We start from the raw sequence: 23,048 nt of genomic DNA, 5'->3' as shown, positions 1-23,048 counted from the left end.
CGCGGTCAGACCGCAGGCGGTCCTCGGAACCGGAACAACGGGGGACTACACGGCGGCGGGGGACCCGGACGATGGAACACGTCCTTCCCCATGCACAGCCGCCCGACAGGAGTGCCATCCCGTGACCACCGCTTCCCTCACCGACCGGGCCACCGCAGCGGCCGCGCGCGCCACGGATCTGTCGAAGATCTACGGGCAGGGTGAGACCCAGGTGGTCGCCCTGGACCGCGTCTCCGTCGACTTCCGGCAGGCGGAGTTCACCGCGATCATGGGCCCGTCCGGCTCCGGCAAGTCCACCCTGATGCACTGCGTGGCCGGCCTCGACTCCTTCTCCTCCGGATCGGTGCGCATCGGCGACACCGAGCTCGGCTCACTGAAGGACAAGCAGCTGACCAAGCTGCGCCGGGACAAGATCGGTTTCATCTTCCAGGCGTTCAACCTGCTGCCGACCCTCACGGCCCTGGAGAACATCACCCTTCCGATGGACATCGCGGGGCGCAAGCCGGACAAGGAATGGCTGGACTCCGTGATCCGCATGGTCGGTCTGGCGGACCGGCTCGGCCACCGGCCGTCCCAACTGTCCGGCGGTCAGCAGCAGCGCGTCGCGGTGGCCCGGGCGCTGGCCTCCCGGCCCGAGATCATCTTCGGGGACGAGCCCACCGGAAACCTCGACTCACGCTCGGGCGCCGAGGTGCTGGGCTTCCTGCGCAACTCCGTGCGGGAGCTGGGCCAGACGGTGGTGATGGTGACGCACGACCCGGTGGCCGCCGCCTACGCGGACCGGGTGGTCTTCCTCGCGGACGGCCGGATCGTCGACGAGATGCACGGACCGACGGCCGACTCCGTGCTCGACCGCATGAAGGCGTTCGACACCAAGGGCCGCACCAGCTGATCCCCCGTCAGGACCGACAGGACTGAGAAGAAGAACCCATGTTCCGTACCGCCTTGCGCAATGTGCTCGCGCACAAGGCCCGGCTCCTGATGACCGTGCTCGCCGTGATGCTCGGCGTGGCCTTCGTGTCGGGGACCCTGGTCTTCACCAACACCGTCTCCGACGCCTACCAGAAGAGCTCCGCCAAGGGCTTCGACCATGTCGACGTCTCCATGACCGCGGACTACGAGGACGCCGAGGGCGACCGGGTCGCCAAGCTGCACGAGCTGACCCGGGCCACCCTCGACAAGAGCGAGCGGGTGCCCGGGGCCGCGTCCGCGATCGGGGTCGTGCAGAACTTCACCGCCCTCGCCGACAAGGACGGCAAGCTCATCGGCCAGGGCTTCCAGTCGCAGGGCGGCAACTACTGGGGCGCCAAGGACCCGCGGTACCCGCTCGTCAGCGGACACGCGCCCAAGGGCCCGGGCGAGATCCTCATCGACTCCCAGACGGCCAAGCGCGCGGGCTACAAGGTCGGCGACACCGTGCGGATGTCCGTCGACGGCCCGGTCCTGACCCCGAAGATCACCGGCATCTTCACCACCGACGACGGCAACGTCGCGGCCGGCGGCAGCCTCACCCTGTTCGACACGGCGACCGCCCAGAAGCTGCTCGGCAAGCCGGGCGTGTACGACGAGATCGACGTCAAGGCGAAGCCGGGCGTCACGCAGGCCGCGCTGAAGGCGGAGCTGGACAAGGCGCTGCCCGAGGGCACCGTCTCGACCACCACCGGCAAGCAACTCGCCGATGACCAGGCCGAGATGATCTCCCGGTCGATGAGCGGCATGCAGACGGCCCTGCTGGTCTTCGCCGGCATCGCCCTGTTCGTCGGCACGTTCATCATCGCCAACACCTTCACCATGCTGGTCGCCCAGCGCACCAAGGAGCTGGCGCTGATGCGGGCGGTCGGCGCCTCCCGCCGCCAGGTGACGCGCTCGGTGCTCATCGAGGCGTTCGTGGTCGGCCTGGTCGCCGCCGTGACCGGTCTGGTCGCGGGCATCGGCATCGGGGCCGGACTGCGCTCCCTGATGGGCACGTTCGACGCGACCGTGCCCGACGGTCCGCTGGTCATCACGCCCGGCACGATCGGCGCCGCGCTCGCGGTCGGCGTTCTGGTCACCATGCTGGCGGCGTGGCTGCCCGGTCGCCGGGCCGCGAAGATCCCGCCGGTCGCGGCCATGAGCAGCGTGCACGCCAAGGCCACGACCAAGTCGCTGGTGCTGCGCAACACGCTGGGCGCCCTGGTCTCGGCCGCGGGCATCGCGGTGGTCCTGGTGGCCACGACCATGGACGGCTCGGACGGCCAGATGCCGATGGGCTTCGGGGCGGTGCTGCTGATCATCGGCGTGTTCATCCTGACCCCGCTGCTGTCCCGCCCGCTGATCGCCGCCGCGGCGCCGCTGCTGCGCGCCTTCGGCATCTCGGGCAAGCTGGCCCGGCAGAACTCGGTCCGCAACCCGCGCCGTACGGCGGCCACCGCCTCCGCGCTGATGATCGGCCTGACCCTGATCACCGGCATGACGGTGATGGCGGGCAGTCTGCAGCAGGCCATCGAGAAGATGGCGTCGGCGTCGATCAAGGCCGACTACGTGGTGTCCATGGCGAACGGCAACCCGCTGTCGCCGGACGTCGAGAAGAAGCTGAAGCAGGCCGGCGACGTCACCGCAACCAGCCCGATGCTCAACGCCGAAACCCGCATCGACGGCCAGAGCGAGTACGTGACCGGCGTGAACGGCGCGGCGATCCGCGACCTGGTCGGCCCGGAGGTCGACGAGGGCACCTTCAAGGTCGGCGGTGGCGACGTGGTCGTGGACAGCGAGACCGCCAAGTCCTACCGCTGGAAGGCCGGTTCCGCCTTCACCGTCGCCTACGCGGACGGCAAGAAGCAGAAGCTCACGGTCGCCGGGACCTACGAGAGCAACGACTTCCTGCAGGGCATCCTGCTCGACGAGAAGACTCTCGCCCCGCACGAGTCGGACCCGTACAACATGGAGGTCATGGTGAAGACCTCCGACGGCACGTCCGGCGCGGTGCAGGACAAGCTGGAGAAGGCCCTCGGCACCAACCCGGCGATCAAGGTCCAGTCCAAGGACGACATCTCCAACGAGATCGCGCAGATGTTCACGCTGATGCTGAACATGGTCTACGGCCTGCTCGCGATGGCGGTGATCGTGGCGGTCCTCGGCGTCATCAACACCCTGGCCATGTCGGTGTTCGAGCGCTCGCAGGAGATCGGCATGCTCCGCGCGATCGGCCTGGACCGCAAGGGCATCAAGCGGATGGTCCGCATCGAGTCCCTGGTGATCTCCCTGTTCGGCGCGGTGCTGGGCATCGGCCTGGGCGTGTTCTTCGGCTGGGCGGCCGGTGAGCTGCTGGCCTCGAAGATGGCGACGTACGAGCTGGTCCTGCCGTGGGCGCGGATGGGTGTCTTCCTGCTGCTGGCCGCGACGGTGGGCGTCCTCGCGGCGCTGTGGCCGGCCCGGCGCGCGGCCAAGCTGAACATGCTGGAGGCCATCAAGGCGGAGTAGCCCCCACGCGAAGGGCCTCTCTCCCACGGGTGGGAGAGGGGCCCTTCGGCGTTCTCAGTTCCAGGTGCGGGCGCGCAGCGGCAGGTCCGACGCCCCGGACTCGAGGGCGCGGACGGCCAGGACCTGGTTGACTCCGATGCGGTTGCGTTCGAAGGCCAGGGCGCAGGCGGCCATGTACAGGCGCCAGACGCGGGCCCGGCCGGCACCGGCCAGCTGGACGGACCGCTGCCAGTCGGCCTCCAGGCGGGCGACCCACTGGCGCAGGGTCAGGGCGTAGTGCTCGCGGAGCGCCTCCACGTCGCGCACCTCGAACCCGGCGCCCTCCAGCTGGGTCACGGTGGCGCCGATCGGCTGGAGTTCACCGTCGGGGAAGACGTAGGAGTCGATGAACGCGTCGATGCTGTACGTCGTCTCGTCCCGCTGCGGGCGGCGGGCGATCTGGTGGTTCAGCAGCCGCCCGCCGGGCTTGAGCAGGTCGTACAGGTCGGCGGCGTACTCCAGGTACCGCTCGGCGCCGACGTGTTCGGCCATGCCGATGGAGGAGATGGCGTCGTAGGGACCGTCGCGGACGTCGCGGTAGTCCTGGACGCGGATCTCGACCATGTCGGTGAGGCCCTCGTCGGCGACGCGCTTGCGGGCGTAGGCGGCCTGCTCCTGGGAGAGCGTGACGCCGACGACGCGCACACCGTGCTCGCGGGCGGCGTGGACGGCCATGGAGCCCCAGCCGCAGCCGACGTCCAGCAGCCGCAGACCGGGTCTCAGGCCGAGCTTGCGGCAGACGAGTTCGAGCTTGTCGTGCTGGGCCTGTTCGAGGGTGGCGTCCGGGGTGGGCCAGTAGGCGCAGGAGTACACCATGGACGGGCCGAGGACGATCTCGTAGAAGTCGTTGCCGACGTCGTAGTGGTGGCTGATGGCGCGTCGGTCGGTGTGCTTGGTGTGCAGATGGCGGCGGGGGCTGCGGGCCTCCTCGCGGGGCGGGGCGGGCGGCAGCGGGAGTCCGGCGAGCTTGACCAGTCCGCGGACGGCGGCGCGGACCTCGGGGTCGCGCAGGGCCTGGGCGAGGGTGCGGGCGTCCTCGCCGCGCTCCCAGATGAGACCGGCCAGCAGATCGAGGGTCGTGTAGAGGTCGCCCTCGATGTCGAGGTCCCCCGCCACCCAGGCGCGGGCCAGACCCAGTTCGCCCGGCTTCCACAGCAGGCGGCGCAGGGCGCGGCGGTTGCGTACGACCAGGGTCGGCGCGCCCGGCGGACCGGCCTGCGAACCGTCCCATGCGCGGATGCGCACCGGGAGCGGTGCTCCCAGCAACTGTGTGAAAAGGCCCTGCAGCCGCGGCGCGGCGTCTGCCATGGTGTACACCTCCGATAGGGGTATCCCCTGCTCGAGCGAAGTCGAGAGCTTGGGGAGGGGAATACCGGAATGTCGGACACCACGTAAACACCTGCGGGGCTTCGACGCAGTCCCCGGCACGCGTCATGTCTGGGCAAAACCGCTCAGCCCGCCCGGACGCGGCGCCATGACGGGCCGGCGGACCTGGATGCGCCGGGGGCCCGAACGCGCCGGAGGGCCCGAACGCGCCAAAGGGCCCGGACACGCCGAAGGGCCTCCCGCACCACGGATGGCGGGAGGCCCTTCGTCAGACGGATGACCGACCGGAGGTCAGGAGGCCTTGGCCTTCTCCTCGGTCTTCTCCTTCGGCGCGGCGGCGACCGGGGCCGGCTTGGCGGCCTCGTAGAACTCCTCGCGCGGCGTCTCGATGGCGCCGAGCGAGACGACCTCGCGCTTGAGGAACATGCCGAGGGTCCAGTCGGCGAAGACGCGGATCTTGCGGTTCCAGGTCGGCATGGCCAGGCCGTGGTAGCCACGGTGCATGTACCAGGCGAGACGGCCCTTGAGCTTGATCTTCATCTTGCCCATGACGATCATCGCGACGCCCTTGTGGAGGCCGAGACCGGCCACCGCGCCCTTGTTGGCGTGGCTGTAGTCCTTCTGCGGGAAGCCCCGCATGCCGGACACCACGTTGTCGCCGAGGACCCGGGCCTGGCGCAGCGCGTGCTGGGCGTTCGGCGGGCACCAGGCGTTCTCGTTGCCCGCCTTGCGGCCGACGAGGTCCGGGACCTGGGCGTTGTCGCCGGCGGCCCAGATGTAGTCGGTGCCCTTGACCTGGAGGGTCGGCTCGCAGTCGACGTGACCGCGGGGGCCCAGCGGCAGGCCGTAGCGGGCCAGGGCCGGGTTGGGCTTGACGCCGGCGGTCCAGACGATGGTGTTGGAGTCGACCTCGAGGCCGTTCTTCAGCACCACGTGGCCGTCGACGCAGGAGTCCATGGAGGTGGACAGGTAGACCTCGACGCCGCGGCCCTCGAGGTGCTCCTTGCCGTACTTGCCGAGCTTCGGGCCGACCTCGGGGAGGATCTTGTCGGCGGCGTCGACCAGGATGAAGCGCATGTCCTCACGGGACACGTTCTTGTAGTACTTCGAGGCGTCCCGGGCCATGTCCTCGACCTCGCCGATGGTCTCCGCACCGGCGAAACCGCCGCCCACGAAGACGAAGGTGAGCGCCTTGCGGCGGATCTCCTCGTCGGTGGTGGAGTCGGCCTTGTCGAGCTGCTCGAGGACGTGGTTGCGCAGGCCGATGGCCTCCTCGACGCCCTTCATGCCGATGCCCTGCTCTGCGAGGCCGGGGATCGGGAAGGTGCGGGAGACCGCGCCGAGCGCGATCACCAGGTAGTCGAAGGGCAGCTCGTAGGCCTCGCCGACCAGCGGGGAGACCGTGGCGACCTTGCGGTCCTGGTCGATGGTGGTGACCCGGCCGGTGAGAACCTCCGCCTTGGGCAGCACGCGTCGCAGCGGGACGACGACGTGGCGCGGGGAGATGTTGCCGGCGGCGGCTTCGGGGAGGAAGGGCTGGTAGGTCATGTACGACCGGGGGTCGACGACCGTGACGGTCGCCTCGCCGTAGCGCATCTTCTTCTGGATGCGCCGAGCTGCGTACAGGCCTACGTACCCACCGCCTACTACGAGGATCCTGGGACGCTCCGTGGTGCTCATGCCATCGAGTATCCACCCGTCTCAGGGGGGTGGCTCGTGCGCCCCTTCACAAGCTCTTCCGGGGTGTGTGCTATCCTCCGCGGCCCGCGTGATCCACGTCATGGTGACAATCGGGCTCCTTTATGCACCTCGGAGCGTTGTCAATGCCGCGTGAGCTGCCTCTCTGTGCCCGAGAGGCCTCCGTGAGGCCCTTCCCGAGTGCCGCTCCGGGCGCCTTCCCGGACCTCTCCATACCATGCTTCTGAACATGTTCAAAGGCCTGTTCAGCCCCCGGACGGGTCAACGGGACCCTTCTCATCGCCCGGGAGGGCCGAATTCCTTGTGAAGAACTTCACGAACTTTTCCGGCGGGCGGTCTCCGGGGGCTTCATCCCAGCCCCCGAAGACGCTCATTCGTGATCCATGCCTGCTCAGAAGCGGGCTAGGCGACCGACCACGCGATGCCGTCGAGGATGTCGTGCTCGCTCACCACGACCTCCTGCGCGCCGATCCGCTCCATGATCGACAGGAGGACGAGGGCGCCCGCCCCGATCACGTCGACCCGGCCCGGATGCATGGAGGGCACGGCCGCGCGCTCGGCGTGGGTGGAGCGCAGCAGCCACTCGGTGATCTCACGGACCCGGTCGTAGGAGACGCGGGAATGGTGGATGGCCTCCGAGTCGTACACGGGCAGCTCCTGCGCGATGGCCGACACGGTCGTCACGGAGCCGGCCAGGCCGACCAGCGTGCGCGCCTCACGCAGCGGAACGCTCTGCTCGGCGAGGTCGAGGGCGGCCTCGATGTCGGCCCGCATCGCCGCGATCCGCTCCTCGGAGGGCGGGTCGCTCACCACCCCGTCCCGCACCAGGTGCCGCTCGGTCATGCGGACACAGCCGATGTCCACCGAGCGGGCCGCACGGACATGGTCGTCGCCCACGACGAACTCGGTCGAGCCGCCGCCGATGTCCACGACCAGGTAGGGCTTGGGCAGGTGGTCGCTCCCGGCGAGCTCCTTGGTGGCGCCGGTGAAGGAGAACTCGGCCTCCTGGTCACCGGTGATCACCTCGGGCTCGACGCCCAGGATGTCCAGCACACCGCGCACGAACTCGTCCCGGTTCTCGGCGTCCCGGGAGGCGGACGTCGCCACGAACCGCAGCCGCTCAGCCCCGTGCTCCTTGATGATCGCGGCGTACTCGCGGCACGCCGCGAAGGTCCGCTGGAGCGCCTCGGGGGCGAGCCGGCCGGTGCGGTCGACGCCCTGCCCGAGTCGCACGATCGTCATCCGGCGGTCCAGGTCGACCAACTCACCGGTGCTCGGGTCGGCGTCGGCGACCAGGAGCCGGATGGAGTTCGTACCGCAGTCCACGGCGGCGACACGGGTCATTTCCCGTCCTCCTGCACCGGCTTGGCGGCGAAGTAGCCCGAGTCCGTGCCCTCCACCTGCCATCCGTCACCGCTCGGCGGTCCGGCGGTCGTCACACACGCCCCCTTGCGCCACCACTCCGGCAGCATCGCCAGCGCCTCGTCGCCCAGCGGGTTCACGCCCGGCCCCGCGGCCAGCGAGTGGGCCACCAGGACGTGCAGGCACTTCACCCGGTCCGGCATGCCGCCCGCGCTCGGGAAGTTCTTCAGCTCCTCGATCTCGTCGCGCCGCCGGATGTAGTCCTCGTGCGCCGCCCGGTAGGCCGCCGCCAGCTCCGGGTCCGAGGCCAGCCGCTCGGTCATCTCCTTCATCACGCCGCCTGCCTCCAGCGTGCCGATCGCGGAGTTGGCCTTCGGGCACGTCAGGTAGTACAGCGTGGGGAACGGCGTGCCGTCCGGCAGCCGGGGGGCCGTCTCGACGACGTCGGGCTGACCGCACGGGCAGCGGTGCGCGATCGCGCGCAGGCCGCGCGGGGGCCGGCCGAGCTGCTGCTCGAAGGCCTCGACATCGGCGTCGGTCGGCTCGGTGCGCGGGGTGGTCGGCGGGGGCGTTTCCATGACTGTCTTCAGGCTGTCTTTCTCTGGGGTCAGGTCACTGGCTGGGCTCGGATCACTGGTCGGAGGCGTCGGCCTTGTCGACCCCGTCCCAGACGTTCGAGTACCAGGGGCGGTCGGCCGCCCCCAGGTCGGTGCGCGACTGCTTCGCCGCGTGCGGGTCGACGACGATGAAACCCGTCTCCCCCGGCATCACGTAGTGCAACCGCTGCCGGATCTGCTGCTCGGCGTACGCGTCGTCCTGCCAGCGCGCCTTCAGGTCGCGCAGCCGTTCGACGCGCTCGCGGGCCTGCTGCTGCTCGCGCCGGAGGTCGTCGATCTCCGCGCGCTGCGAGACGTACTCCCGCATCGGGTAGGCCAGGGCCACGATCAGCGAGCACATCACCAGGGCGAGCAGCGCGGCCCGGCCGGTCAGCCGCGAGCGGCGGGCCTGGCGCCTGGTCTGGGAGCGGTAGACCCGGGCCGCGGTCTGCTCGCCGAGCAACCGGATCCTGGTCGCGGTGGAGAACCGGTCCCGGTCCTTCACGGCCATCTGTCCGCCTCCCGCTCCACCGTCATACGCGCGTACGTCCCCGGACACGGTACGGGACCGAGTACGGGGACGTACGTACGACGCTGCTACTTGGGGGCGGGTCAGCCCTTGAAGCGCGGGAACGCGCTGCGGCCGGCGTAGACCGCGGCGTCGTCGAGGATCTCCTCGATGCGCAGCAGCTGGTTGTACTTGGCGACGCGCTCGGAGCGGGCCGGGGCGCCGGTCTTGATCTGGCCGCAGTTGGTGGCGACGGCCAGGTCGGCGATGGTGACGTCCTCGGTCTCGCCGGAGCGGTGGGACATCATGCACTTGAAGCCGTTGCGCTGGGCCAGCTCGACGGCGTCCAGGGTCTCGGTGAGCGAACCGATCTGGTTGACCTTGACCAGGAGCGCGTTGGCCGCGCCCTCCTCGATGCCGCGGGCGAGGCGCTCGGGGTTGGTGACGAACAGGTCGTCGCCGACGAGCTGGACCTTGTCACCGAGCCTGTCGGTGATGGTCTTCCAGCCCTCCCAGTCGTCCTCGAACAGCGGGTCCTCGATGGAGACCAGCGGGTACGCGTCGACGAGCTCCGCGTAGTACTCGGTCATCTCGGCGGCCGAGCGGTCCTTGCCCTCGAAGGTGTAGACGCCGTCCTTGTAGAACTCGGAGGCGGCGACGTCGAGCGCCAGGGCGATCTGCTCGCCGGGGGTGTAACCGGCCTCCTTGATCGCCTCCAGGATGAGGTCGAGGGCCTCGCGGTTGGAGCCGAGGTTCGGGGCGAAGCCGCCCTCGTCACCGAGGCCGGTGGCCAGGCCCTTGCTCTTCAGGACCTTCTTCAGGGTGTGGTAGACCTCGGCGCCCCAGCGCAGGGCCTCGGAGAAGGACTCCGCGCCGATCGGGGCGATCATGAACTCCTGGATGTCCACGTTGGAGTCGGCGTGCGACCCACCGTTCAGGATGTTCATCATCGGCACCGGCAGCAGGTGCGCGTTGGGGCCGCCCAGGTAGCGGAAGAGGGGGAGGTCGCTGGCCTCGGAGGCGGCGTGGGCCACGGCGAGGGAGACGCCGAGGATGGCGTTGGCGCCGAGCGAGCCCTTGTTGTCGGTGGCGTCCAGGTCGAACATGGCCTGGTCGATCAGGCGCTGCTCGGTGGCGTCGTAGCCGACCAGCTCCGGGCCGATCTGCTCGATGACCGCGAGCACGGCCTTCTCCACACCCTTGCCGAGGTAGCGGTTCGAGTCGCCGTCGCGGAGCTCGATGGCCTCGAAGGCGCCCGTGGAGGCGCCGGACGGGACGGCGGCACGACCGGTGCTGCCGTCGTCGAGGCCGACCTCGACCTCGACCGTGGGGTTGCCTCGGGAGTCCAGGATTTCCCGGGCTACGACGACGTCGATGGACGGCACGAGCATCTCCTTCTTCATGTGACGCGGTGACGCGGGTCGCGCGGACCCGGCGAGGTGCGGGCCCGGTGGCTCGCGACATGAGCCTAACCGGCCCGGGGCGATCGGCCACCGGGTCGCCCACCCCATGGACAGAACCGAGCGTAAATTGTTTCCGAACGGAACAAAGCCTGTTGTTGAAAAAACCCCGCCCCGGCGCGTACGGGGGATGACGCACCGGGGCGGGGAGTCCGTGACCCTGGGCGGGTCCGGGTGGGCCGCTGCTTACTTCAGGTGCAGCTGCTGGCCCGGGTAGATGAGGTCGGCGTCCTCGACGATGTCCTTGTTCAGCTCGAAGAGCTTCTCCCAGCCGCCCTTGACCTTCTTGTCCGCGGCGATCGAGCCGAGGGTGTCACCCTTGACGACCTTGTACTCGCCGTCGCCCTTCTTGACCTTCTTGCCGGTCGGGGTGGTGACGGTCTTCTTGGCCGCGGGGCGCTCGTCGGAGCGGGAGGCCGGCTGCTGCTCGGTCTGACGGGTCTCGGTGCTCTGCTGGCTCTGCGAGGAGCTGCCGGAGTCGCTCGAGGAGCCGCCGCCGGTGGAGGCGCCCGACAGGCCCTTGCCGCAGACCGGCCAGGCACCCTTGCCCTGGCTCGCCAGGACCTTCTCGGCGACCTGGATCTGCTGGTCCTTGCTGGCCTGGTCGGCGGTGGAGGCGTACTGGGTGCCGCCGTACGCGGCCCAGGTGGAGGCGGAGAACTGCAGACCGCCGTAGTAGCCGTTGCCGGTGTTGATGGACCAGTTGCCGCCGGACTCGCACTGGGCGACGGTGTCCCACTCGGAGGTGGAGGCGGCGGAGGCGTTGCCGGCCGCCATCAGCGGGGCGGCGACGGCGGCACCGGTGACACCGGCGATGGCGATGGCGCGGCTGGCCTTGGACGGACGACGGTGCGTGCCCTTGCCGGAAAACAGCATGGAGAGATCCCCTCACCGACGCCTGCGAGGTGAGCTGTCGGGTTCGGGCCGGTTGAGTTGCCCGGCCGCGCCCCTCACGGGACACGGCTTCACCCCAAGCCCTTCCGGCACAACCGGCCGGTCGGGCACCTACCTTGGGTCCCCCGCTCCTGCCTACGGCGCTTGACGCGACGACTGTTCCCGTACGGCCGCTGGCAGGATTCGGCGTTGCGGCAGCCGGGGCTCGTGGTGACGAGCGGTCACGACCGTAGACACGTGATCCGGAGAATTTCAAAGACGATCAGGGCTTCTGAGATCTATCTCTCACGGGCCCCAAACGGGACATTAGGCGCGAAACATGACGCGAACTCGCACGGTTTCGGGGCGACTTCGGCCGTCGTTTCCGCACTGCCCGAACAGCTACTTCTCGTCCGCTTCGCCCTCGACCGTGAGCGTCTGACCGGGGAGGATGAGGTTCGGGTCGGTGCCGACCTCCGCCTCGTTGCCCTCGTAGAGCGCGTGCCATCCACCGCTGACCCGAAGGGCGTCGGCGATGGACCAGAGACTGTCGCCGACACCCACGATGTAGGCGCCTTCGGACGACGCGTCGCCGGAACTCTCTTCACTGGGTGCAGAGTGACGCCCCGTGGACTTCTCCGCACGGTCACCGTCGGGCGCGCCGGCTTCGTCGGCGCTGGGGCCGCGATGACGGCCGGAGCCGGTGTCGGCCGGCCGCTGGGAGCCGTCGCCCTGCTGGGCGCTGTCGGCCTTGTCGCTCTTGGAGGTGTCCGACGAGGAGCTGTCGGACTGCCGCTTCTGCGACGAGCCGGTGGATTCGGTCGACTTATCCGTCTTGCCGGTTTCATCCTTCGAGGCCGACGACGCGTCAGGCGACGAAGGAGAGGGGGAAGGGCTGTCCGAGGGGGAAGAGCCGAGCGAGTCGAGCAGGCCGGGCGAGTCGACCTCGCCGGACGAGTCGGACGAATCGGATGACCCGGACGAGTCCGACCCCTTGCCCTGTTCGAGGCCGGAGAGCAGTCCACAGGTGCGCCAGGCGCCGACTCCCTGGTCGGCGAGGATTCTCTCGGCCACGGCTATCTGCTGGGAGCGGCTGGCCAGGTCGGGGCTCGCGGCGTAGTCCAGACCGCCGTGGCTCTCCCAGTCCTCCTGGGACAGCTGCAGGCCGCCGTAATAGCCGTTGCCGCTGTTCTCGCTCCATGCGCCGCCTGTCTCGCAGTCGGCGACCCGATCCCAGGTCGTGCCGTCGGCCGCACTGGCACCGGAGGCCCCGAGGAGCGGGATCGCGATGGCGGAGCCGGTCACTCCGGCCGCGACGAGGAGAGCCGGAGCCTGGCGGGGGCGACGGTGCCGACCGTTCCCGGAGAGCATACGGAGACCTTTCACGCGACAGCAGTGACCGACGCGGCGTGAATCCCTCCGCGTTGATGGGTGAACGTATCGGCAGACGATCACTTGTCACAAGTTCATGCCGCGTAGATCACGTGAAGATCACAGGTCTGATGTTTCGTCACGTTCGGCCGGTACTGCCGGGGACGGTGCTGGCGGTGCTGCCGGGGACGGTGCTGGCGGTGCTGCCGGTGCTGCCGGGGACGGTGCTGCCGGTGCTGCCGGTGCGAACTCCACCGGCAGCGTGCGCAGCCCACGCATGATGAGGCCGCCGCGCCACCGCAGCTCGGCCGGATCCGCGGCGAGCCGGAGGTCCGGGAGGCGGGTGAGCAGGGTGGCGAGGGCCGTCTGGCCCTCCAGGCGGGCGAGCGGGGCGCCGAGGCAGTAGTGGATGCCGTGGCCGTAACCGAGGTGCTGGTTGTCGCGGCGGGAGAGGTCCAGTACGTCCGGGTCGGCGAACCGCTCCGGGTCCCGGTCCGCGGCGGCCAGCACGACGAGGACGGGGTCGCCCGCCTCGATGTGCTGCCCGCCGAGGGTGAGCGACTGCGTGGCGAAACGCCAGGTGGCGAGTTCGACGGGGCCGTCGTAGCGGAGGAGTTCCTCGACGCCGGTCTCCAGGAGGCCTCTCTCCCCCGCGGCGAGGGACGCCTGGAGCCGGGCACGCTGCCCGGGGTGGGTGAGCAGCGCGTAGGTGCCGTTCCCGATCAGGTTGACGGTTGTCTCGAAACCGGCGAACAGCAGGATGAAGGCCATGGCCGCCGCCTCGTTCTCGGTGAGATGCTCGCCGTGGTCGGAGGCGCGGATCAGACCGGAGATGAGGTCCTCGCCGGGGGCGGGTTCGGCGGGCAGCGCCTCGCGCTTGCGGTGGATGAGGTCGGCGAGGTAACCGCGCATCTTCTTCACCGACCGCGCCACACCGCCCCTGGGGCCGCCCTGGTGACGGATCATCATGCCCGCCCAGTCGCGGAAGTCGTCCTGGTCCTCGCGCGGGACGCCGAGCAGGTCGCAGATGGCGTAGATGGGGAGCGGGAAGGCGAACTCGTGGATGAGGTCGGCGGATCCCTTCGCCGCGAAACCGTCGATCAGAGTGTCGGTGAGCTCCTGCACCCGCGGCGCGAACTCGGCGACCCGGCGGGGTGTGAACGCCTTGGACACCAGCCGCCGCAGCCGGGTGTGGTCCGGCGGGTCGATGTTCAGCAGATGCGTCATCAACTCAGCCTTGCGCTCGCCGGGGATGCCCGTCTTTCCCTTGGCGTGCGCCGGTTCGTCGTGATGCGCCGGGTTCTTGGAGAGCCGGTTGTCGGCGAGCGTCTGCTTGGCGTCGGCGTACCGCGTGACCAGCCAGGCCTCCACTCCGCTGGGGAGCCGTGTCTTGTGGACGGGGCTGTGCTCGCGGAGCCAGGCGTAGGCGGGGTAGGGGTCGCTCGCGAACTCCCAGGTGAAGAGGTCGGGAGCGGGCGCGGGTGTGCTGGGCTGGGGCTGGTCGGTCACACCTCGACCGTATCCGGCTTCCGGCAGCGGCCCTCCACCGTCACGGCTCGGCCGGGCGGCTGCCGCAGCCTCCCCCGCCATGTCGGCTGGCTGTGGCCGATGGTGCCCTTTCCTTGGCCGGCACGAACAGCATCAGGCCGGAGGCGAAGATGCCTTGCCGCCCCCGGCCGCTCAGCCCTCGGCCCGCCGGATCGCATCGCGGTACGCGCGGGCCGCCGCTCTGAGGGCCGCCTCCGGGTCCACGCCCTCCGACTCGGCTCGGACGGCCAGGGCCAGCAGCTCGTAGCCGATGCCCTCGACGGGAGGGAGCGGTATCTCCAGGTGTGCTGTGCGGACGCGGGAGGCCAGCTTGGCGGCGAGGGCCAGGCCGGGCTGGCCGAGGGGGATGCCCTCGGTGATCGAGGTGCGCTGCTTCTCGACCGCCTTGGTGCGCAGCCAGTGCTCCTTGACCTCCTCGGGGGTGGTGGCCGTCGCGTCGCCGAAGACATGCGGATGGCGGTGGATCAGCTTGGCGACGATGCCGCCGGCCACGTCGTCGATGGAGAAGGGTTCCGCCCCGTCCTCCGGCCGCCCCTCCTCGGCGATGCGGGCGTGGAAGACGACTTGGAGGAGGACGTCGCCGAGCTCTTCGCGCAGTTCGTCACGGTCGCCCTCCTCGATCGCCTCGACGAGCTCGTACGCCTCCTCGATGCCGTACTTCGCCAGGCCCTCGTGGGTCTGCCGGGAGGACCAGGGGCATTCGACACGGATGCGGTCCATGACCTGGACGAGGTCGAGGAGGCGGGCGCCGGGGAGGTCGTAGGAGGCGGGCAGCAGCTCCAGCTCGGGCATGGCGACACGGCCGGTCCCGGCGAGGCGGGCCAGGCCGTCCGTGAGGGCCGGTTCGCCCTCGCCGGTCGCCACCACGACCACCGTGTGTCCACCGGCGCAGGCGTCGAGCAGCTCCTGCGCTGTCGGGGACGCCTCGGCGACGGTGATCCCCGCCTCGCGCAGATACGGCAACTGCGGATGCGTGCCGTCCGCGCACAGCACCTCGTCGGCCTCGTGCAGGGCCTGCCAGGCCGGCCAGGAGAGCAGGCCGGGGGCGACGCGGTGGCTGGTGGTGAGCAGGACGATGCGGCCGGGGGCGACGGCCGCGTCGGGAGCGGTCCGCTCGGGGCCCGGGGTGGATTCGGGGCTGTTGGCGTTCACGGTTCGAAGCTATCCCACGCCGCCGACCGTGCCCGAAGTCGTCCACAGGCCCGGAGGCGGGTGCCCGCTGGGGGGATATCCACAGGGCCGGAGGCGAATGCCCGCCGGGGGTACCCACAGGGCCGGAGGCGGGTGCCAGCCGAGCGGGGTCCACAGGCCCGGAGGGCGGTGCCCCGGGGCGGGCCGCGCCTGCCTCCCCCCGGGGCCGGCCGTGGCTGCTCTACATCCCCTGCTGCGTCTGCGCCGCCGTGACGTCCCGTACCCACGGCGTCTTGGCGTCGGCAGGCCTGCTCTTCTGGACGTCCCAGGCGCCGTAGCGCGGGTTGAGGTCGACGTTCAGGTCCTTGGAGGCGTCGGAGAGGGCCTTCCAGAACTCGGGACGGTCGGTGTTCGTGCCCAGCTTCTCGGCGAGTTTCTGGGCCTCCAGCTGGAGGCGGAGGTTGTCGTCGAGGCGCTGCGGCGGGATGCCGTACTGCTGGAGCCAGGTCGTCTCCAGCCCCTTGGCGCCGCCGGCCTGCTGCTCCAGACCGGCCCGCATCGCCTGGACCTCCTTGCGGGAGACGGTCACTCCGGCGTCCTCGGCGGCGCGGTGCAGCACCCGGTCCAGGACCATGGTGTGCAGGGTGTCGCGGGTGAGGGTGCCGGTCCTGGCGATGGCCTGCTGGTACTGGGCCTCGTCCTGGACGGCCGCCCGCTGGGCCGCGCGTACCTCGCCGACCCGCTCTTCCAGCTGGGAGACGGTGATCCGCTGGCCGCCCACCACGGCTGCCGCGCCGGGATGCGCGTCGTTCCCGCAGGCGGTGAGCAGGGGCGCCGCGGCGGCGATCGCGGCGGTGAGGAGGAGCGCGGTGCGACGGCGGCGGTGCAAGGAGACCTCCTGAGGAGATTGTGCGACGGTGCACAAGGTCTTGCGGTGATCGATGGTAGGCAGTGACCAGGCTCTGGCCAACCCATTCGACCAACGATTCACCAGGACTTCCGGCACCGCCGCGCCTCACCCCGCGGCGGTCGTCAGCCCCGGACCTGCCCCAGCCACTGCAGCGTCCTGCGGATCTCCGCCCCGAGCGGGTGCCCGGGGCCGTGGGTGCGCTCCACGTCGTGCAGCAGCCGGGCCAGGGTGTCGTGGGCGGCGCCGCGGTCGCCGAGGGCGAGCTGGAGGTGCCCGATCCGGCGGCGGACGTCGTGCGCGAGCTCGGGTCCGCCGGCGGCGACGTACTGGTTCTCGTAGTACGGCAGCACCGCCCGGTACTCGGCGAGCGCCGCGCCCGGGTCGCCCAGCTGTTCGAGACATTGGGCGGCCTCGTAGCGAAAGCGCAGGGCCTGCGGGTCGGCCTGGCCCGCCTCGGCGGCGCGTTCGTCGGCGAGCCGGCGCAGCTCGGGCAGCGCGCGCCGGTACTGGCCGTCGTCCAGGAGCGTCGCGGCGTACTGCTTGCGCAGGGTGCGGACGACCGGGGAGTGCGTGCCGTGCTGTTCGGCTGCGGCGGGCAGGATTCCCCCCAGGATGTCGACGGCCTGGGTGACACGCCCCTCGCCGAGGAGCCGTTTGACCTCGTCGACGGCGCGGGCGATGTCCGTCTGCCCCGGAGCCTCGGTGACCGGTGCGGCGGGCGTCGGCTGGGGCGCCGGGGTGCGCGCACGATCCGGCCAGGGGGCGTGCGGGCGCAGGAAGGGGCGGGTGGGATCCAGGGCCGCTCCGGTGGGTGTGCCGCGCGCCGGCAGGAGCAGCTCCAGGTGCTCGTAGACCTCCTGCGCGGAGGCGGGCCGGTGCTGCGGGTCCTTGGCGAGCAGGCGCAGCACGAGGGCCTCCAGGGCCTCGGGCACTTCGGGGCGGATGCGGCGCACGGGCAGCGGGGGCTCGTACAGGTGCCGGTGCAGGACGCCCAGGACCGTGGAGCCGGAGAACGGCACGTCCCCACTGAGCAGTTCGTGCAGGACCACGCCGAGCGCGTAGAGGTCGGTGTACGGGCCGACCGCGCCGCCCATCGCCTGCTCCGGTGCCATGTACGCCGGCGAGCCGATCGGGGTGCCGGTGTGGGTGAGGCGGGTGGTGTCCGCGTCCATGACGGAGGCGACGCCGAGGTCGAGGACGGTGACGGTGCCGTCCTGCTTCACCATCACGTTGCGCGGCTTGAGGTCGCGGTGGACGATCGGCACGGCGTGCACGGCGCTCAGCACGGCGCACAGCTGCGCGGCGACCGCGACCGCCCACTGCCAGGGGTACGGCGAATGCCCGGCGAGGTGGCCGGCGAGGTCGGCGCCGTCGATGTACTGCATGACGAGGAACAGTTCCTCGCCCTCACTGCCCGCGTCGTGCACGGTGACCAGGCCGGGGTGGTCGACCTGCGCGGTCACCCGGCACTCGCGCACGAAACGGCGGCGCAGTTCCTCCGCCTCCTGGCCGGCGACCTTGTCGGGGCGCAGCAGCTTCACCGCCACACGCCGGTCGAGCCGCTGGTCGTACGCCGTCCAGACCTGGCCCATGCCGCCCTGCCCGAGGACGGTGGCCAGTTCGTACCGGCCGGCGACGACACGTCCTGCCGCCGCCGTCACCTTCCGTCCTCGTGATGGCCGTCCCTGTGGCCCTCGCCCCCGTGCCGGCGCAGGTAGTCGCTGAGCTCGTCGAGTTCGGCGCGGACCTGGTCGATGCGGGCGGGGGCGGGGCGCTGGGGGGACGGGGGCGGCTGCGTCGGGACCGGGGGCGTGTCGTGCGGGGCGGGTGTGTGAGGTGCGGGGGGCTGCGGGACGGGGGTGGACGTCGGGGCGTAGGGCGGCGCGGGATGCGGGTAGCCGTACGGGGTGTGCGCGGCGGTCGGGACGGTCGGGGTGTGGGGCGACGCGTAACCGGCGAACGTCCGCTGCCCGCTGTGGTGGCCGATGTCCACGACCAGGAAGTAGACGGCGGCACCCGCCCCGAGCAGCAGCATCATGGCCAGCGCGATGTCGGTGCGGGCGTCGTCCTCCGGCAGCGAGCCGATCACGGCGAAGCAGGCGATGGACAGCGGCAGGCTCACCCAGGCCAGCACCCAGTCGAGGGCCCGGCCGCGCAGGACGGCCACCCGGAACAGCGGGACGCAGGCCAGCACGCCGCATGTGAGGAAACCGGCTGCGGCGAACAGCACACGCAGGGAGATGACCGTTGCCGCGCTGCGGGGAGGCGGCGCCGCGCCGTGGCCGTACATGACTGCTCCTGGACCGGGGTGGCCGATGGGGACGGACGTGCGAGTGACAGAGACCCTGTTGGGGATTCCGAGCGTATAGCCCGACACGGACAACCGGTCACGGGTTGTACCGAACCGTTGTCATGCTGATCACTTCGTGTGAACAGTCCGCCCCCGAACCGGTCGTGGGCCGTGCGGAAGTACGGCCGTACTGTGCGTCGCGCCCTTCGGCGGATGCCGCCTACAGGGGATGCCGCATCCAGACGTTGGGTTCGACGTACACCGCGTATCCGCGCTCGGTCTCGCAGCGCACCGGTACCAGAGCGCCCGGCACTTCGATGTCGCCGTCGGTGTCGAAGGGCAGGCCCGTCCAGCGGCGCCAGTCCGCGAGCGGGGCGGCCACCGTCATGGATGCCGGTGCCACCGAGTCGATGGTGGCTCCGGCCCGGGCGTGGACGCGCAGCCACGGGTCCTGGGGCAGGCCGTCGGGGCGCACGCGGCGGGCGTACTCCTCCATCGGCGTGTGCGGTTCCAGGTGTTTGGCGTTGGGGCGGACCGGGGCGACGACCTCGCGGAAGCCGCGGGCCCGGGCGTTGTCGCGCATGGCCGAGAGCATCACCGCGGACAGGCCGCGGCCCTGTGCCTGCGGGGCGATGGAGACCGAGATCGCGCTGACGGTGTCCGGCCGGACGGCGCGCCGGAGGTCGGAGAACGCCCACACCAGCACCGCGTCCCAGCCGTTGGCCGGCAGCCGGCCACCGCGGTGCTCGGTGCCGAGGGCGAAGGGCACACTGTAGGCGTTCGCCACGATCTCGCCCTGCTCGTCCTCGGCGAACAGGACGTACTCCGGGAGTTCGGCGGCGATCCGCGGGAAGTGGGCGGCGCCCACCAGGTCCTGGATCACGAACTCCGGCCAGCTGTCCGCCATCCCGACGACCCGCTCCAGCATGTCCGGGCGGTCGGCGAGGCTCGATATCTTCGGTTGCATGTGATCACGGTAGGCAGGGGTGGCGAACACCCGGAACCGAATTACCGGGCGGACAGCGGATCCGCCGCCTGGGAGGACCTGGCTCGCCGAGCGGCCACCACCATCACGGCCACGGACATCAGAACGAGCCCGGCGCCCACGTAGAGCGGCGCGGTGTAACCGAGACCCGCGGAGATGGCCAGGCCACCGAGCCAAGCGCCCAGCGCGTTGCCGACGTTGGACGCGGACACGTTGGCACTCGCCGCCAGTGCGGCCCCGTGGGCGAAGTCGGTGACGCGAGTGATCATGCCGGGCACACTGGCGAATCCGGTCACCCCCATGAGGAAGACCAGGACCACCGAGGCGGTGGCGCTCTCCGCCAGCAACCCGAACAAGGCCAGGGTGAGGCCGAGTCCGAGCAGGGCGAGGACCAGGGCCCGGTCACGGTCGCGGTCCGCCGCGCGCCCTCCCACCAGGTTCCCGGCGACCAGGCCGACCCCGTAGACCATCAGCAGCCAGGCGACATCGGCCGGGGCGAAGCCGCTGACCTCGGTGAACGTGTACGCGATGTAGCTGAACGCGCCGAACATCCCGCCGTAGCCCAGGGCGGTGGCCACCAGCGTCAGCCAGACCTGCCAGGACCGGAAGGCCCGCAGTTGCTGCGCCAGGCCGCTGGGCGGTGTTCGACCCGCCTTCGTCTCGGGCGCCCCCGCCGCAGGCGTCCCTGCCCCGGGCGTCCTCACCTCGGCCTTCCCCACTGCGGTCGGCTCCGCCCCTGCCGCCGGCCGCACCTGGCCCGCCCGGGCGGGGACCAACGCCGCGATGCCCCCCAGCGCCAGCAGACCGATCGCCGTGACCGCCCAGAAGGCCGCTCGCCAGCCCCACCGCTCACCGACCAGTGCGCCGAAGGGCACGCCCAGCACGTTCGCGACCGTGAGTCCGGCGAACATCACCGCCACGGCCTGGGACTTCTTCTCCGGCGCGGCCAGACTGCGCGCGACCAGGGACCCGATCCCGAAGAACGAGCCGTGGCACAACGCCGCCACGATCCGCCCGAACAGCATCACCTGATAGTTCGGCGCGACCGCGGACAGCAGGTTGCCGATGACGAACAGCGCCACCAGGCCGACCAGTATGCGCTTGTGGGGCAGCCGTGCCGTCGCCGCGGTCAGGGCGATCGCGCCGACCGCGACGCTCAGCGCGTACCCCGAGATCAGCCAGCCGGCGGCCGCCTCGGACACCGTGAAACTCGATGCCACCTGCGGCAGCAGCCCGGCGATCAGGAACTCGGTCAGACCGATACCGAAACCGCCGAGCGCCAGCGCGATGAGTCCGCCCGGCATCCGTCATCCTCCGATCGACACCAAAGGGCCGCAGGGCAGGGGCTCACCCCGCGGCCTCCCCCGGCCGACCGGCCACCTGCCGGGGGTCCTACCCTCCGCACTGCTCCAGCATCATCTCCTTGTCGGGCGCCGTCACAGGGAGTTCGTACTTCAGCGACACCTGGGCGAAGCGCACCGAGTAGGAGCAGCGGATCTGCTTGTTCGGGGGCAGCCAGGACGCCGGGCCGGAGTCGCCCTTCGAGCCGTTGGTCGGCCCGTCCACCGGGACGAGGTTGAGCGGGTCGTTGGCGATGGACTCCCGCTTGTCCTCGGTCCAGCGCGAGGCGCCCATCTGCCAGTCGTACGACAGCGGCATGACGTGGTCTATCTGGACTTTGATCGCATGGGACTTGGTCCACTCGATGACCTTCCCGGTGTAGGGGTCGTGCAGCGTCAGTGAGGTGACGACGCAGTCCGATCCCGCCCGGAAGCGCAAATCCTCTCCGTCTCGCTTCAGAAGGTCGTTCCGCGAGTCGCAGCCGTTGTGGGAGAAGGGGACGTCGCGCGGTGCCGAGTCCATCCAGGCGTAGCCGAACTTGTCCCGTTCATAGCCCGTCCTGGGGCCGCGCCCCTTCGTCACCACCTTCTCGATCAGTGCACGCGCCCTTTCCTTGTCCGCGCCGGAAGTGATGGCCGCCAGTCCCGGCTTGGTGCCGTCCGGGTTGTCCAGCGGGTTCACGGCCCGACCGTCTCCGGCGGCTTGGGCCCCGGACCCGGAGGGTCCACCGCCGTCCGTGGTCGGGGCCAAGCCCTCGCAGCCGGCCAGTGCCGAGCCGGTGAACACCATCGCGACAGCCAGTGCCGCCCCGCCCCTCAGACGCCTCACCCTGCGCCCCTCCTCTGTCTGCCTGTTCCGCTCCGGCACGGGCGGCCCGTGCCGGGTCCCACGGTAGCGAGGAAGAGGTTCAGACCACATCGGGCCTCAGTGCGCATTCTTTGCATCTCGGGCGTATCGTCGGTTCTGACTCACCTCCGGAGGGAGCTTTGCATGGGCATCTTCGACAAGTTCAAGAGTCAGGCGCGGCACAAGGGCAAGCAGGGCTCTGACACCGCGGAGCAGCGGATCAACAAGAGGACCGGCGGAAAGTACGAGGACCAGGTCGACTCCGGCCAGCAGCGCGTCGAGGGCTCGCTGGGAATGGACCGCGACCGCGACCGCGATCGGCCCGAACAGCAGTAAGGCCTCCCCTCCGAGGCCGTCCGCGGAGATCCGGACGTATCTCCCGCGGGCGGCTTCTTCTGTCCGAGCACGGCCCGCGTGTGGCTGCCCTTCGACGGTGACACTTGACCTTGACACTGACGTCAGGGTCGGACGATCCCCGCATGACTTCCCCGCATCCGAACCAGCGGCACGACGCCCGGACGGCCGCGCGAACCGTGCTCGTCACCGGCGCCGGTACCGGCATAGGCCGCGCCACCGCGCGAGCCTTCGCCGACGAGGGCGCCCACGTCGTGGCGGTGGGCCGCCGCGAGGCGCCCCTCGTCGAGACCGCCGGCCATGCGCCGGCCCGCATCAGCCCGCTCGTCGCCGACATCACCGCCGCCGACGGCCCCGAAACCGTCGTCCGTACGGCACTCGAACGGCACGGCCGTATCGACGTGCTGGTGAACAACGCCGGGATCATCGACGCCCGGTCACTGCGCACCTACACGCGCGCCACCGCCGAAGCTCTTCTCGCCACGAACCTCCTCGCCCCCGTCCTGCTCACCCAGGCCGCACTCCCGGCACTGGAGGCCGGCCGCGGTGTCATCGTGAACGTGACGACATCGGTCGGACAGCGCGGCTGGCCCGGCAACTCCCTGTACGCCGCCGGGAAGGCGGCCCTGGAGGTGCTCACCCGCAGCTGGGCGGTGGAGCTCGCGCCCCTCGGGATCCGGGTCGCCGCCGTGGCCCCGGGCGCGATCGACACACCCATCGGTGACCACGCCGGGCACACGCCCGAGCAACAGGCCGCGATCCGGGCGTGGCAGCTCGATCACACGCCGCTCGGCCGGGTCGGCCGCCCCGAGGAGGTGGCGTGGGCGATCGCCCGGCTGGCCTCGCCGCAGGCCTCGTTCATCACCGGCGTGATCCTTCCGGTGGACGGCGGCGCGGTCGTCACATGAGACTGACGCTCATGGCAGAACCTCGTACGCGCACGGCGGCGCC

Annotated in this window: 20 protein-coding genes and 1 riboswitch; of the genes, 4 read left to right on the top strand and 16 right to left on the bottom strand. The window is 70.8% G+C overall.

Annotated elements, in window-relative coordinates; translation table 11 throughout:
• Positions 1 to 121 precede the first annotated feature (121 nt).
• Positions 122 to 892 carry an ABC transporter ATP-binding protein gene (locus FDO69_RS14620; protein ID WP_104780225.1) on the top strand — a complete coding sequence of 257 codons (771 nt, stop codon included), beginning with the start codon at positions 122 to 124 and terminating at the stop codon, positions 890 to 892.
• Between the two features lie 38 nt (positions 893 to 930).
• Positions 931 to 3,459 carry an ABC transporter permease gene (locus FDO69_RS14615; protein ID WP_104780224.1) on the top strand — a complete coding sequence of 843 codons (2,529 nt, stop codon included), beginning with the start codon at positions 931 to 933 and terminating at the stop codon, positions 3,457 to 3,459.
• Positions 3,460 to 3,513: 54 nt separating this feature from the next.
• Here the strand turns inward: FDO69_RS14615 and FDO69_RS14610 are convergent, their stop codons facing one another.
• The 16 genes from FDO69_RS14610 to FDO69_RS14535 form a co-directional block, all read right to left on the bottom strand.
• Positions 3,514 to 4,806: a class I SAM-dependent methyltransferase gene (locus FDO69_RS14610; RefSeq protein ID WP_104780309.1), complete on the bottom strand. Its 1,293-nt coding sequence runs from the start codon at positions 4,804 to 4,806 to the stop codon at positions 3,514 to 3,516.
• Positions 4,807 to 5,115: 309 nt separating this feature from the next.
• Entirely contained in the window at positions 5,116 to 6,504 is a 1,389-nt protein-coding gene (locus FDO69_RS14605) for an NAD(P)/FAD-dependent oxidoreductase (protein ID WP_104780223.1), read from the bottom strand.
• Between the two features lie 420 nt (positions 6,505 to 6,924).
• Positions 6,925 to 7,866 (bottom strand): Ppx/GppA phosphatase family protein, encoded by a 942-nt coding sequence (locus FDO69_RS14600; RefSeq protein ID WP_104780222.1) that lies wholly within the window; start codon positions 7,864 to 7,866, stop codon positions 6,925 to 6,927.
• Entirely contained in the window at positions 7,863 to 8,462 is a 600-nt protein-coding gene (locus tag FDO69_RS14595; RefSeq protein ID WP_104780221.1) for a DUF501 domain-containing protein, read from the bottom strand. Before FDO69_RS14595 ends, FDO69_RS14600 begins: the two co-directional genes overlap by 4 nt.
• Positions 8,463 to 8,514: 52 nt before the next feature.
• A complete protein-coding gene (locus FDO69_RS14590) occupies positions 8,515 to 8,991 on the bottom strand; it encodes an FtsB family cell division protein (RefSeq protein ID WP_104780220.1) in 477 nt (158 codons plus the stop codon).
• 101 nt (positions 8,992 to 9,092) lie between these two features.
• On the bottom strand, positions 9,093 to 10,373 hold the full coding sequence (gene eno, locus FDO69_RS14585; protein ID WP_104780308.1) for a phosphopyruvate hydratase: 1,281 nt from the start codon (positions 10,371 to 10,373) through the stop codon (positions 9,093 to 9,095).
• A gap of 261 nt (positions 10,374 to 10,634) precedes the next feature.
• The gene (locus FDO69_RS14580; RefSeq protein WP_104780219.1) at positions 10,635 to 11,324 is read right to left on the bottom strand and encodes a LysM peptidoglycan-binding domain-containing protein; all 690 of its coding nucleotides are present in this window, start codon (positions 11,322 to 11,324) and stop codon (positions 10,635 to 10,637) included.
• 4 nt (positions 11,325 to 11,328) lie between these two features.
• Positions 11,329 to 11,495: riboswitch (cyclic di-AMP (ydaO/yuaA leader) on the bottom strand.
• Positions 11,496 to 11,723: 228 nt separating this feature from the next.
• Positions 11,724 to 12,692, bottom strand: a complete 969-nt coding sequence (locus FDO69_RS14575; protein WP_104780218.1) for a LysM peptidoglycan-binding domain-containing protein — start codon at positions 12,690 to 12,692, stop codon at positions 11,724 to 11,726.
• Positions 12,693 to 12,812: 120 nt separating this feature from the next.
• Positions 12,813 to 14,201: a cytochrome P450 family protein gene (locus FDO69_RS14570; protein ID WP_104780217.1), complete on the bottom strand. Its 1,389-nt coding sequence runs from the start codon at positions 14,199 to 14,201 to the stop codon at positions 12,813 to 12,815.
• Between the two features lie 171 nt (positions 14,202 to 14,372).
• Positions 14,373 to 15,392: a nucleoside triphosphate pyrophosphohydrolase gene (locus tag FDO69_RS14565; RefSeq protein WP_104780216.1), complete on the bottom strand. Its 1,020-nt coding sequence runs from the start codon at positions 15,390 to 15,392 to the stop codon at positions 14,373 to 14,375.
• Between the two features lie 220 nt (positions 15,393 to 15,612).
• Entirely contained in the window at positions 15,613 to 16,260 is a 648-nt protein-coding gene (locus tag FDO69_RS14560) for a SurA N-terminal domain-containing protein (RefSeq protein WP_104780215.1), read from the bottom strand.
• Positions 16,261 to 16,403: 143 nt separating this feature from the next.
• The gene (locus tag FDO69_RS14555; RefSeq protein WP_267896241.1) at positions 16,404 to 17,900 is read right to left on the bottom strand and encodes a serine/threonine-protein kinase; all 1,497 of its coding nucleotides are present in this window, start codon (positions 17,898 to 17,900) and stop codon (positions 16,404 to 16,406) included.
• 38 nt (positions 17,901 to 17,938) lie between these two features.
• Entirely contained in the window at positions 17,939 to 18,571 is a 633-nt protein-coding gene (locus FDO69_RS14550; RefSeq protein WP_104780213.1) for a hypothetical protein, read from the bottom strand.
• 220 nt (positions 18,572 to 18,791) lie between these two features.
• Positions 18,792 to 19,538, bottom strand: a complete 747-nt coding sequence (locus tag FDO69_RS14545; RefSeq protein WP_104780307.1) for a GNAT family N-acetyltransferase — start codon at positions 19,536 to 19,538, stop codon at positions 18,792 to 18,794.
• Positions 19,539 to 19,579: 41 nt separating this feature from the next.
• Positions 19,580 to 20,860 (bottom strand): MFS transporter, encoded by a 1,281-nt coding sequence (locus FDO69_RS14540; protein WP_104780212.1) that lies wholly within the window; start codon positions 20,858 to 20,860, stop codon positions 19,580 to 19,582.
• An 88-nt stretch (positions 20,861 to 20,948) separates the two neighbouring features.
• Positions 20,949 to 21,725, bottom strand: a complete 777-nt coding sequence (locus FDO69_RS14535) for an HNH endonuclease family protein (RefSeq protein WP_104780211.1) — start codon at positions 21,723 to 21,725, stop codon at positions 20,949 to 20,951.
• A gap of 162 nt (positions 21,726 to 21,887) precedes the next feature.
• Between FDO69_RS14535 and FDO69_RS14530 the strand changes: the two genes are divergently transcribed.
• Together FDO69_RS14530 and FDO69_RS14525 are read left to right on the top strand one after the other, a co-directional pair.
• Positions 21,888 to 22,079: an antitoxin gene (locus FDO69_RS14530; RefSeq protein ID WP_104780210.1), complete on the top strand. Its 192-nt coding sequence runs from the start codon at positions 21,888 to 21,890 to the stop codon at positions 22,077 to 22,079.
• A gap of 143 nt (positions 22,080 to 22,222) precedes the next feature.
• Positions 22,223 to 23,005, top strand: a complete 783-nt coding sequence (locus FDO69_RS14525) for an SDR family NAD(P)-dependent oxidoreductase (RefSeq protein WP_104780209.1) — start codon at positions 22,223 to 22,225, stop codon at positions 23,003 to 23,005.
• Positions 23,006 to 23,048: the final 43 nt, after the last annotated feature.

The sequence above is a fragment of the Streptomyces tibetensis genome, from assembly GCF_007655005.1.
Lineage (GTDB): Bacteria > Actinomycetota > Actinomycetes > Streptomycetales > Streptomycetaceae > Streptomyces > Streptomyces tibetensis.
This window is presented reverse-complemented; position numbering and strand designations above follow the sequence as displayed.